Origin of the sequence: Nostoc sp. (assembly GCF_036917655.1) — a bacterium.
Taxonomy (GTDB): Bacteria; Cyanobacteriota; Cyanobacteriia; order Cyanobacteriales; family Nostocaceae; genus Nostoc.
Map to the genome: position 1 here is coordinate 29,754 of NZ_JBALCY010000012.1, position 12,356 is coordinate 42,109.

12 protein-coding genes and 1 pseudogene are annotated in these 12,356 nt (G+C 43.5%); 12 read left to right on the forward strand and 1 reads right to left on the reverse strand.

Going from position 1 to position 12,356, the window contains the following annotated elements:
• Nucleotides 1-383 precede the first annotated feature (383 nt).
• The 4 genes from V7K30_RS07220 to V7K30_RS07235 all read left to right on the forward strand — a co-directional run bounded on the left by V7K30_RS07220 (nt 384) and on the right by V7K30_RS07235 (nt 4,270).
• Entirely contained in the window at nt 384-1,484 is a 1,101-nt protein-coding gene (locus V7K30_RS07220) for a glutamate-cysteine ligase family protein (RefSeq protein WP_334998432.1), read from the forward strand.
• A gap of 525 nt (nt 1,485-2,009) precedes the next feature.
• The gene (locus tag V7K30_RS07225; protein ID WP_334998433.1) at nt 2,010-2,366 is read left to right on the forward strand and encodes a hypothetical protein; all 357 of its coding nucleotides are present in this window, start codon (nt 2,010-2,012) and stop codon (nt 2,364-2,366) included.
• A gap of 382 nt (nt 2,367-2,748) precedes the next feature.
• A complete protein-coding gene (locus V7K30_RS07230; RefSeq protein WP_334998434.1) occupies nt 2,749-3,288 on the forward strand; it encodes a Dps family protein in 540 nt (179 codons plus the stop codon).
• A 214-nt stretch (nt 3,289-3,502) separates the two neighbouring features.
• The gene (locus V7K30_RS07235) at nt 3,503-4,270 is read left to right on the forward strand and encodes a ChaB family protein (RefSeq protein ID WP_334998435.1); all 768 of its coding nucleotides are present in this window, start codon (nt 3,503-3,505) and stop codon (nt 4,268-4,270) included.
• A 530-nt stretch (nt 4,271-4,800) separates the two neighbouring features.
• On the opposite strand, the gene V7K30_RS07240 is transcribed toward V7K30_RS07235, so the two are convergent.
• Nucleotides 4,801-5,145: a TIGR02588 family protein gene (locus tag V7K30_RS07240; RefSeq protein ID WP_442941049.1), complete on the reverse strand. Its 345-nt coding sequence runs from the start codon at nt 5,143-5,145 to the stop codon at nt 4,801-4,803.
• A 446-nt stretch (nt 5,146-5,591) separates the two neighbouring features.
• Here V7K30_RS07240 and V7K30_RS07250 point away from each other — a divergent pair, with 446 nt between their 5' ends.
• From V7K30_RS07250 to V7K30_RS07285, 8 genes and pseudogenes are all read left to right on the forward strand, one after another.
• Nucleotides 5,592-6,041, forward strand: coding sequence for a transposase (locus V7K30_RS07250; protein WP_334998436.1), 450 nt, complete (start codon nt 5,592-5,594; stop codon nt 6,039-6,041).
• A 626-nt stretch (nt 6,042-6,667) separates the two neighbouring features.
• Complete coding sequence (locus tag V7K30_RS07255) at nt 6,668-6,988, forward strand: hypothetical protein (RefSeq protein WP_334998437.1); 321 nt, start codon at nt 6,668-6,670, stop codon at nt 6,986-6,988.
• A gap of 661 nt (nt 6,989-7,649) precedes the next feature.
• Nucleotides 7,650-7,838, forward strand: a pseudogene (locus V7K30_RS34190) (hypothetical protein); the annotation flags it as partial.
• 79 nt (nt 7,839-7,917) lie between these two features.
• Nucleotides 7,918-8,385: a VOC family protein gene (locus V7K30_RS07265; RefSeq protein WP_334998439.1), complete on the forward strand. Its 468-nt coding sequence runs from the start codon at nt 7,918-7,920 to the stop codon at nt 8,383-8,385.
• 306 nt (nt 8,386-8,691) lie between these two features.
• Nucleotides 8,692-9,510, forward strand: a complete 819-nt coding sequence (locus V7K30_RS07270; protein WP_334998440.1) for an SDR family NAD(P)-dependent oxidoreductase — start codon at nt 8,692-8,694, stop codon at nt 9,508-9,510.
• A gap of 174 nt (nt 9,511-9,684) precedes the next feature.
• On the forward strand, nt 9,685-10,569 hold the full coding sequence (locus V7K30_RS07275; protein WP_334998441.1) for a hypothetical protein: 885 nt from the start codon (nt 9,685-9,687) through the stop codon (nt 10,567-10,569).
• A 208-nt stretch (nt 10,570-10,777) separates the two neighbouring features.
• Nucleotides 10,778-10,936 carry a hypothetical protein gene (locus V7K30_RS07280; protein ID WP_334998442.1) on the forward strand — a complete coding sequence of 53 codons (159 nt, stop codon included), beginning with the start codon at nt 10,778-10,780 and terminating at the stop codon, nt 10,934-10,936.
• Nucleotides 10,937-11,006: 70 nt separating this feature from the next.
• The gene (locus V7K30_RS07285) at nt 11,007-12,059 is read left to right on the forward strand and encodes an alpha/beta fold hydrolase (protein WP_334998443.1); all 1,053 of its coding nucleotides are present in this window, start codon (nt 11,007-11,009) and stop codon (nt 12,057-12,059) included.
• Nucleotides 12,060-12,356 lie beyond the last annotated feature (297 nt).

Below are 12,356 nucleotides of genomic sequence, written 5' to 3' on the forward strand. Positions count from 1 at the left end.
GAGAACTTTTCAAATCGCAACAGTCGGTCTTGGGGTAAAATCCATCTGAGGTAATCTTGAGAATCTTTTCTACTTAAACTGAAAAGGAAGATTTAATCTGTATTTTTAATCTGTATTGTAGAAGTATTCATGAATAAAACTAAAGTTAACCTCGGCGTCATTCAAGAAACACTACTAATTTCCCTCTGGGCTATAAGTTTTGAGCTTTAGGCAGCAGAGCCAATTATAGTAGACTCTAAATCATCTGAGATGATTGCAGCGATCGCTTACGAAGTTGATCAACTTACTACTGCAAAATCTTCTCATATCGGCTGTTTTTTCCGAGGAACTATTTTCCACAACTGGGTACACACCTACTTCAATAAACAATAAAGGTATACATAATGTTTTTATTTGGCATTGAGCATGAAGTTGCTTTCTTGAACAATGAAGGAAAGTTTGCTGATTTTTCCCACACAAAATTTGCTGATTTCAATCAAATTATTGAAAAGCTACCCACATACCCCAGTGACTATCCTCAACTGCGGGTCGGGGATGCGGGTATTAAGATGAAGAGATGGTACATTGAGGGATTTGAAAGATTTGCAGATTCCGACAAGGTGATAGACTGTCATGCCAAAGGTATTGAAATTAGAACAACGATACATTCTGATATTCAAGGCGCTATTACTGAATTATCAGAAAGTTTTAACTTGCTACGTGAGGTTGCTGCTAACTTTGGTTTATCACCAGTTTTGGTCAGTTTTAATCCCTACAATCCGGTTTTTGAGCCTCAACCGCCATTAAACGATTATGAAATCAGACAGCTAGAGGCTGATCCTGATGAACAAACTGCTAATATTCACATGGTGACATATGGCCCAGATTTAAATATTTCAGTGGCAGATTTGTCTACTGAAAATGTGATTGATATTGGCAGGAAGTTAACTTATTATAGTCCCTATATCGTCCCTTTTAGTTATAGTTCCCCTTTTTATAACGGAGGTTTATGGGATGGGCTATCGGTACGAACGTTTATCAGAACCGGAAAAAGACCAGCAGCCCTGGTTTTTATTCAGGAACAGGAACAACTGATTAATAGCATACCTTCCTTGACAAAAATCGCCCGCATTCCGGCTGAAGTAGGACGCATTGAATTTAAGGCTTGTGATAGTTGTGATGATTTTTTTATCTATGCGGCTTTACTGGCATTATTGAAAGGTTTGGTGTTAGATGAAACCTTACTGGGTAGAGCAACTGTACCCGATGCCGCATTACATCAACTTTCTGCAAAAGAAGGATTTGACAACGAGGATATTTTTGGCAATGTGACAAAAGTCTTGCAAGCAGCCGAAGTTGCTTTAGAAGATGATCCCGATGTTCAGTATTTAACACCACTAAAAGTGCTGCTAGCGAAGCGAAAAACAAGATCCCACGAATTAATAGAAATGTTCCATCGTCTAAGTTCAATAGAAGAGGTAATAAGGCAGACTTATCAAGTTTAAAGAAAAGATTTATTTTCCTGCATTAAACAGGGAGGATCTTTATATAAATTCATACTTTACAAATAGCCTCTAAGGTGCATGGTCAACAAAGTCCTTTGATTGGATAAAGTCGAGTTAACTGAACATCAAAAGTAGAGCGATTAAGCTGCCACAACTATATTAAGTCGATATATCTAGAGACTGATTTTAATGCAACTAAAGATTTAGAAAAGTTCATTCTAGAGATTGATACAGACGTTAGCGTTTTCAGAGTAAAAGTAGAAACAGTGAACCGGAAAAGAAGAATGTCAGTATGAAATGTAATTCTTTTGCTAAAGAATTAAGGTGGTATTTGATTATTATACCTGACTAATCCGATACAAAAATACAAAGGCAATTTCTTCGTCAGGTTCGTTTCTCAATAACTTCCAGATTGAAGCGTAGCTTGTTAATTTTATTATTGCTCAAGTTTGCCAAATAAAGTTATCAGCTTCCGCTCTTTTAGTGAAAGTTCTGCGTTGTTAAAACTGTTATCGAGGATTTCAAATGAAAATTATTGCTTCTGTTTTGTCTATCTTAAGTCCAGTACGTTTTCTAGTTGTAGCTTTTACTTGCGCCTTACTACTGTTATCTAATGCTTTTCCTGCTTTTGCGATCGATAGCTACCAAAGTGACCCTACCGAAGGTACTACACAATTACTTGACATTCAGCGCAAAACTGACGAAGCTGCTAAAGAACCACCAGCTGGATTGGAAAAGGTTCAAAAAGAGTCAAACAAAGGACTCAATGAGGTTCAGGGAGATGCTGATATTGACAAGCAGAAGCGTCCCGAAAATTCACAGGGTTCAACCTCTGTGGAAGAAAATATAAAGAATGTGTTAGAGAAAGTTACAGGTAGGTAACAAAATTAATCCGTTGCTAATTTTTCGGTAGTAATGGGTGATTGCGTAAAAGCAGTTACCCATTACTAGTGTTAATATGGCAAATTAAATCAACTATACAATTATGTTCACACTGAGTATTTTTGGGGAACCTGCGTTTAGATAGTTTTCATGACAGATGTTTTGATTAACTATTATTATATTTAATATTTTTATTTTTGGATCTTAAAAATCAATAAAGTTTGCTAATTATTAGATTCTTGGCTTAATACTACCTATTAAGGCATAGACAGAATGCTGAATATAGTCATTAATTTCAGCTGACAATATTTCCTTTGGTTGATGTGGAATGTATATGAAATTTGAGAAGATAGTAAATAAGTTTGCTTAGGGATGGAAAACAATGCGTGCGATAAACATTGGTTTGACAGAAGAACAACGTCAAGGTGTAATTAATCTGTTGAATCAAGATTTGGCAGATGCCTATCTACTGTTGGTGAAAACCAAAAAGTATCACTGGGATGTCGTTGGTCCTCAGTTCCGCTCTTTGCACCAGCTGTGGGAAGAACACTACCAAAAGCTGACTCTGAATATTGATGCCTTGGCAGAGCGGGTTCGTACTTTGGGCGGTTTCCCAGTTGGGACATTGGAAGGATTTCTCAAGCTTGCTACCCTCAAGGAACATGCTGGTAATGTTCCCACAGCAACAGGGATGGTAGCTAATCTAGTCCATGATCACGAGCAGGTTATTCGTAACTTGAGAGACCATGTTGATCAGTCTGGTGAAAAGTTCCACGATCAGGGAACTGCTGACTTTTTAACTGGACTGCTGGAACAGCATGAGCAGATAGGTTGGATGCTGCGTTCATTTATTGAAGGGGAAGCATTAGACCCAGATGGCAAACAGCCAGCAGCAGGGGCTAAGACTCCTGTAGGTGTGTAGCTCATAACGTCACCGAATTTTAGATTTTAAATTTTGGATTTTGGATTGAAGATTCAAAATCCAAAATTGATTGACCAGTTGAGGATGGCTGACTAGTCAAACCAGTTGAGGGGGGATTAATTCCTCCCTCAATTGGTGTGAAAGGATTAATCTGCCTGCATCTACCTATTCACCATCTTCATTGCAAAAACAACATAATATAAGGAGTATTTAAGTGCCAGAAGTATATAAAGCAGAAAGGACTATCTCTGCTGTATTCAAAGAACAGAAGCAAATTGATGATGTGATTCGACGTTTACTAGACAGGGGTGTGCCTAGAGATCATATTTCGGTTATGGGGAGAAACTTCCAGTCGGAAACGAGAATCGCTGGCTTTATTAGTAAAAAAGATGTGATTCTCGGAGGTTTGAGAACAGGAGCAGTTTTTGGTTCCTTGTTTGGTTCCTTCCTCAGCTTGCTCACGGGTGTAGGCGTATTGTTTATTCCTTTTGTCGGCTCAATTGTAGCAGCAGGGCCTATAGGTGCAGTGTTGTTGGGGGCTGCCAGTGGAGCGATCGCAGGTAGTGCAGGTGCCGGTCTAGTATCGGTTCTAACTACTTTGGGGATGCCAGAAGATAAAGCGACTATCTACCAAACCCGCTTACAGGCTGGCGAATTCTTATTGATGGCAGAAGTTCCGAGCGATCGCGCTGGCGAATTTCAATTGCTGCTGGAAAGTGCTGGTGCCGAAGAAATTCACACGATTGAAAAAACTTTTGCTCGCCCTTGTCCTGGACAGTGCAACAGTCCAGAGGACTTGTCTCCTGAGGTTCGCGCTCATCTTTCTAATGAAGCTCAGAGTACATTCATTGAGCGCTATAATACTGTCTTCAATGAGAAAAATGACGAGTTCACAGCTGAACAAGCTGCTTGGGAGTCTGTTCATCAGCAATATGATGAAGATGAAAATGGTGTTTGGTCAAAAGCTAAGGTTAAAGCTTAAGGATTTCCAAGAAATAAATTATCCAATCTTATCAGGTGGCTATCTTGCCAGACTTTAATTAAGCGTGGGCATCTCGCCATTGGTGTCAACTTAAGCGCAAACCCTTTTAAAACCTCGTTTACAGCCTCTGGCTGTAAATGCTTTTTCATTGCAGTGCCGCAAGTCTTGAGGCGGCAGCCCCCCCATTAGGCATTCCCAGTCTGAGACGAATGGCACTAAGAAAAGCCCAAAGGCTTGTGTCGCCTCGTTCCCAGCCTGGAGGCTGGGAATGTATTCAAAGAGGCTCTGCCTCTGGTCAAGCTACTGGAGGCGGAGCCTCCCAGAATGGGTTCGCAGCCTAGAGGCTGGGAACCCGTCAGGGTAAGGGCTATATCTTTTCTTAGTGCCATTCCAGTCTGAGACTCTTGACGAGACAATCTCTCAAAGCTAGTTATAGAATGACTTTCAGGTTAAGTTGACAGCAATGGCATCTCGCCCACCCGACAATCAGTTGTGTTAGTCCGCGTTTATCTGCGATTTTAAATGCTTCACTATGGCAATTTATAGCTACTAACACGTAGATTTAACTTAACTTGGCGCGGGTTATGGCTAAATATAAATACGCCTTCTTCCCTTTCCCCACTAGATAAAAAGTCGATCTGTTGCTCTCCTATTTCTGTAACTTTGCCGTTAATCAGTAACTCAGCCATAATTTGAACTGACTCGGCTGTATCTCCTCCGGTGTTCACGACTTCAACATCAATTTCCCGAATTGTTTCTTTTTTGGTAACAGAAAGCATGGGAGGTTGATTCTTTTCGTTCAGCCAAGTGTATCCTACCAGACTCACAATGATTGCTATAGCAATCCGAATTGAAACGTGAGAAAATACTGAAATTAAAAGTACGTATTTTAAAGCCTTTCAGCGATTTTCTCTCTCACGAATGATTTAGGATTGCTATAGGATAAGTGAGGTAACGCTGAATGTCACCCACTCTGCAATAGAGCGTAGTTGCTGTTCTGTTTACCTGATCGGTTGCTTGTCCTTCTGCATTGCCATTTCTGGTATCTCCCAACAACTGGTTGGGTAATGCTACACCGAGAGTGAAGGGTACACTTTAAAAGATGATTTTACCTAAAGATTAAATGGTAAAACTTTCTTTTGGTAGAAAGAATATCTCCACGTCATGTCGGACGACTATATAGAGGAAGCCCAAATTAAGCCACACCAGAACCGTTACTGGTTGACACCCTCCCCTTGATGAAGAATTTGAGCCTAAAGTTCGTAATATTACTGATTTATACATAACTGCGATAGAACGTGAGTCAAGAGGAGAACGAACGGTGTGTATTGATGAAATGACTGGTATTCAAGCAATTGAGCGTTTACATCAAGACTTACCATTACGACCGGGAAAAGTTAAACGACAAGAATTTGAATATATCTGTCATGGAACACAAGCATTAATCGCCAATTTCAATGTCGTCACTGGCCAAATTATCCATCCAACTTGTGGAGATACCAGAACTGAAGAAGACTTTGCCCAAAATATCCGTCAAGTGGTTGAGAGTGATCCTGATGCCAAAAAATGGAATTTAATTATGGATTGTCTCAACACCCATCTTTCTGTTTCCTTGGTTCATCTGGTTGCACAAAAAGAAGGGTTAAATATCGACCTTGGCATCAAAGGCAAAAGCGGTATTCTCAAATCAATGCACACACGAGCAGTATTTTTGAGCGACCCAACACATAAGATTGTTTTCCATTACACCCCAAAACATTTTTCTTGGTAAGCCAGTGCGTTTGGCGGGTTCCCCGACTTGAAGCAACTGGCGAACCCGAAGGGCTCAATCAAATTGAGATTTGGTTTAGTATCCTAATGCGTAAGTTGCTCAAGCGTGCAAGCTTTTCAAGCATTGATAATCTTAAAACGCGCATCCTTGATTTTATCGACTACTTTAATCGCACTATGGCAAAACCATTTAAATGGACTTATAAGGGCAAGGTTTTGGCTGTTTAATGGATACTTAATTTCCGCCGTGCTGTACTAGCAACTTGGGTTATTATCGAAAAAGCCCTTTGAGCAAAATATGTGCGAAACGGGCTTCAAAAACTAAATATTTTCCCTTCTACAGAAATTTAAGGACAGGGAATGGCGATAGCTGTGTTAGTTAATTCCTCAAAGAGAGTGATATTGCAAAAATAATCTTGAATACGTTTTATGTCATAGTCTATCGACTTATACAAGTCAATCACCAATGAAACTGTTGCATATACTCGATTTCAAACATCTGGTTGTTACACTGTTTTACAATAAGGCCAATTAGAAACATCTGGAAAGCTTTTTGATAACAGACTGTACAGTCACCAAATGAATCTAGGCTTGAAAGTGAACATTTATATATATCAAACAACAATAATGTCGCATACATTGATTAATTTAACATTGCCAATCGTCATTCAAGAAATTGAGAATGTCTTGGATGAGTATCCTGAACATCCTTATCAATTAGCCTTTTCAATTCATGAGTTGCGGCAAAAGCTAATTGCCCACATTCTCAGTCATGTCCCTAACCGCTATGTAGTCGAAGAGGTACAGAAATCATCTAGCGACCCGAAACTTCACTACTTTTCTCCTTTAAAGGAGCGACTACATCTGGAAACGGTTGTTCACGGAAGTATTCTGCATATACTGCGCGAAAACGCTGATTGGGTGAGTCGCCATATTCCACATATTTGAAGTTGGTTCTTATTGGTCAATAACTCTATTCAAGATTCAACCGAACAATCCAATGATTAATCATCAATCTCAAGCGACACCTTTCATTGCTTCTCCAAGAGACGATTTGGCAGATCGCGTTGCAGTTTTGCTTGCAGGTTATGGTGAAGTCCAATCTTGCCGTGATCTGAGTCGTTACAATCAAGCTGCAAGTAAATATATCGCATCTCAGTTTGTGCCGATTCCCGATTGGTTATATCCCTTGGCTGGTAAAATTCTCGCCCTTGAAGATTTGTACAATTTTGGGGTCACTCAGAATAATCCTCAATACTCTCCATTTAAATTAGTTCGATACATTCCATCATTTGCAACTGAATCTGCTTATGTTGATTTGATGGTGCATCAACTTGAGGAAACCCTGACTCAAACCTTGGCAAGTGGCTTTTTTGCGTCTCGAATAGGCATTATACTCACCGTTCATGGTAGACCCGACAAAGTAAAAGGACTGTTGACGGGTGTGATTGACGGACAAGTACTTGCTGTGCGATCGCAATTACAACCCCGATATCCGTTAATCTCCATCGGTTGGGTGAATCATGATATGTCATTCATCAATTGGTCGCAACCCGACCTCAAACAATCTGCGACAAGTTTAATCAAAGCAGGTGCCCAAACCATTTTAAACCTGTTAGTTCAAGAATATAAGTTTTTGCACGATCGCGTGCAGCAAGCTGTTTATGCCCTAATCGATGAGTCACACAAACAAGTGGTTCATCTGCAAATTGGTCGCAACCTCCTGGAAAACACTTTGAGCGAACGACTATCAGAGCAGCTGTTTGAAATTGTAGATCATCTCAATTATGGAATTGAGCGATTGCTGAAAACTGAAGTGTAACCAATGTGGGCATCAAGCTCACCAAGCTAACGCCAACCTAACGGATAACAACAAAATGAGCAGCATTAACGTGGACAATAAAAGTATGAAACTCGAGGTCTTAATATTGCCCGTCTCCGATGTCAATCGGGCTAAGGGCTTCTATGAGTCTTTGGGGTGGCGGCTGGATGCCGACTTCGTAACCGGTGAGGACTTCCGGGTAGTGCAGCTGACGCCTCCTGGCTCGGAGTGCTCGTTCATCATCGGCAACGGGATCACGTCGGCCGTACCGGGATCATTGCAGGGTCTGCACCTCGTCGTTTTTGACATTGAGACAGCCCGCGCCGAACTCGTTGGCCGCGGCATCGAGGTAAGTGAGGTGTTCCACGACGTGGGGGGAATATTCCACCACGTCGGGTACGAGGGACGAGTACCTGGCCCAGATCCGGAACGTCACGACTATGCTTCGTTTGCCTCGTTCAGTGATCCGGACGGCAATGGTTGGCTGCTCCAAGAGGTAAAGATGCGTGCTCCCGGACGGTAAGGGACATCAATCGCTTAAGGGCGAAATGGAACAAAACGTTCAAGGCTTTTCGCTCCTTTTGCTACTCGCCATTAGTGCTAGTCATACAGGAAATCGAAGCATGGCTGCCAGTATCCACTAGTACCGACCACGATTTGGCCTTATCCGGCTATTCTGCTTACTAAATCCCCAAGCTAACTTGAAGCCGATACCCAAGCATTGAAGGTTCGCTGCCTGAAAGGAAAGGAGACGGTTGGAACAAACAAGGTGTCTCTAAACGATTTATTCACTACGAAACATTTGTACACTTCACAAAGGAGCAATACCATGAACCAACTAGCCAATAAGATCGTACTCGTTACTGGAGCATCTAGTGGAATCGGTGCTGTCTATGCCGATCGCTTCGCGAAGCGCGGTCACGATCTCGTGCTGGTAGCCCGTGACCTCACCCGAATGGAAGCTCTAGCCGAACGACTGCGCCGGGAAACCGGGGTGGCGGTTGACGTCCTTCAGGCGGATCTCACGGATGCTGGTGAACTCGCCCAGGTGGAGGAGCGGCTACGTGCCGACACGCGCATTGGTATTCTGATCAACAACGCTGGTGCCAGTGTTGCCAGCAGTTTCATAGATCAAAGCCCGGACGAGGTGGCTAAAATTATTAGCCTCAACATCACAGCGCTGACGCGGCTTGCCAACGCTGTTGCCTCGCGGTTCGTCAAAGCGGGCGACGGCGCGATTATCAACATCAGTTCGGTAGTCGGGCTAGCACCGGAATTCGGTTTGACAGTCTATGGCGCAACTAAAGCCTTCGTCCTCTTCCTCAGCCAGGGTCTCCATCTCGAGCTTGGCCCCAAAGGTGTGTATGTTCAGGCTGTGCTACCGGCATCAACACGGACGGAAGTCTGGGAGCGCTCAGGTTGGGATATGAATGCGCTACCGCCTCTTATGGAAGTTGATGAATTGGTGGATGCCGCCCTTGTTGGCTTCGATCGCCGCGAGACCGTCACCATCCCATCGTTGCCCGATGCAGACCAGTGGAAAACCTTCGATGCTGCTCGTCAGACCATGATCCCAAATTTCAATCAAGTACATGCCGCAGCCCGCTATCGTCTCGCCTCAAAGCCACATACGCGCCAGTTACAGTAACTTTTTCCCAACTGATGCCTGCTGCCAGTTTACTGGAATTCGCTTGGCAAATTCAAAACCATGATATTGACGAGCGAAGTTTTCGTGAGAGGTGTTTTACCCCATCTCAAAGATTAATAGCTGCCTACTTTACCCCTCCCTTCCTTACAAATCCTCTTTTTTTAGCCAATGGACATGACTATGACAACACCAGAGACAATAACAGGAAAAATCAACCCTCAAGAATTGACCCAAAGCAGACTGCAATTACACTATGCCGTTCAATATATTGCCATAACGGGCGCGGCATTGGTAGAGCCTCTACCAGACGACAGCCACACCAGCATGGTATGGAATCCGGTTTTAGAAGCGTTTGTTGGATCGACTATTCAAGCGGTCCAGCCCTTTCAAATAGCACTCAAGCCAGTCAGCCTCACATTAATTTTGATAGATCATGAGAATAATACGATTGCATCTTTGCCATTACACGGAAAGACAATGCTAGAAGGACTGGATTGGCTCCAGCAAGAGATTTCTAAACTCGGTGCAGATGCCAGCAAAATTGTACTTTCAAACTATCCACCTGATGACTTTCCCGATCATCCCCTTGCTCATGGAGCTTTTTTTGATGCTAGTCAAGAGTTGGCATTGCGTGAATTAACAGATTATTATATCAGTGCACATCGGCTACTTCAGACAATTGTTACAACTAACGAGAATGCTTCAGCAATTTACATTTGGCCCCATAATTTTGATATAGCAACTGTAATTACACTTCCTGGCTCCAAAAATGGGAATCCATCAACAGTTGGGGTTGGATTATCGCCTGGAGACACTAGCTATCAAGAACCTTACTGGTATGTGTCTCCTTCTCCGTATCCAGACACAGCAAATCTTCCTACCCTTGAGGGTCAGGCTTTTTGGCATACCCAACACTGGGTTGGGGCTGTGCTACGAGCTTCTCAATTCACTGAGAATCCCAATGCCCAAACCCGACAACAGCAGGTTGCGACATTCCTGGATTCTGCTGTGAAAGCATCAATAACCCTGCTCAAGTCCGAGTCTTTTGCTGAGGTTTGACGATGAATGTCTCGCAAACTTATCCTCTCTGTACACACCAGGTTTTGTGTACAAAGGACGTGTAAATTTCATCGATCTCAATCATTGAAAGTGTGCAGCAATCAGACTTTTTTGATGACACGATTTTGTCCCCTGTGATTTAATTTGACACTATACAAAAAAGTAATTCGACCATTGTTTTGATCGCGGCTGACGTGACATAAAAACAGTGACATTTACGAGGGCGCGATCGCTCGTATGGCAAGCAATTCGACAAACCATTACAGAGAATATCACAGCGATGTTTTTAACAAAGAAAAAAGTTCAAGGATTTTTGCTCATTCTGGCACTCGCCCTCAGTGCGGTAGTCGGTTTATCAATGCGCTGATCAAAGAGAGATAGAGAAGCAGGGACACATCGCAGATACATGGAACTTAAATCGAATTGAGGAAAGATAAATGTCCGATGCAATCAACCATCATCGCCGCCGCTTTTTGGGCACTGCGGCTATGACCATTGCTGCCGCCCAGCTTGGCATGTTCGGTTCTGCGATCGCACAATCCAGCAAGATAAAATCGGCAGATCTACCCCCGATTAAGCCGGGGACAAACACGTCATTCGGCTCACTGAAGCTGATCAATGCGGGTGTCCTGAATGTTGGATACGCTGAAGCTGGTTCCGCCGATGGTTCTGCGGTCATTCTTCTGCACGGCTGGCCCTACGATATTCACAGCTTCGTCGATGTTGCGCCTTCGCTGGCAGCAGCGGGCTACAGGGTGATTGTGCCGCATCTGCGAGGTCATGGCACGACGCGCTTTCTTTCAAGCGAAACGTTCCGGAATGGTCAGCAGTCAGCGATCGCTCTCGATATCATCGCTTTAATGGATGCCCTCAAGATCGAGCGGGCAATCCTCGCTGGTTATGATTGGGGAGCGCGGACAGCCAACATCATCGCGGCGCTCTGGCCGGAGCGCTGCAAAGCTATGGTCTCCGTGAATGGGTATCTGATCAACAACCTTGAACGTAACAAACTGCCGTTGCCGCCGAAAGCTGAATGGGGATGGTGGTACCAATATTATTTTGCCACCGAGCGGGGCCGAGCCGGACTCGATGCAAATCGGCGCGATCTTGCAAAGCTCATCTGGACGTTCAATTCCCCGAAATGGGACTTCGATGATGCCACGTTCGATCGCACCGCAGCGTCCTTCGACAACCCGGATTTCGTCAGCATTGTAATCCATAATTACCGCTGGCGGCTGAGTCTGGCTGAAGGCGATCCACAATACGACGATCTGGAAAAGCGACTTGCTGAAGGCCCGGTGATCGCAGTGCCTACGATCACCCTTGATGGTGATTCCGATGGCGTTGCGCCAGCCTCGGATGGAACATCTTATGCCAAGAAATTCTCTGGTAAACGCTCGCATCGAATCATTAAGGGCATCGGTCACAATCTGCCTCAAGAAGCTCCGCAGGTCTTTACCAAAGCTGTCGTCGAAGTTGATGGTTATTGATCGGCGTTAGCCCGCGTAGACCCTGTGGACTGTCTCACGGTGTCCGTATATACATTAACGATCGACGGCGGATTCAGAGCTTAAGTACTCTTTCTAATGGGACTTAAACATTTTTGAAGCAGAAATAAGCCTTAAACCCATACAGGGAAAGAAAAATACACCAAAGGCTCAAAAATGCTTGAAACCTAGATATATCAAGAAAATAGTCAAAACGATGTCAAATCCTCTCTGTATATACGTTTGATGGCTTTTTCTGGCTACTTTTTGTCTAAGTCCCACTAAGTCTCTTTGTGTACC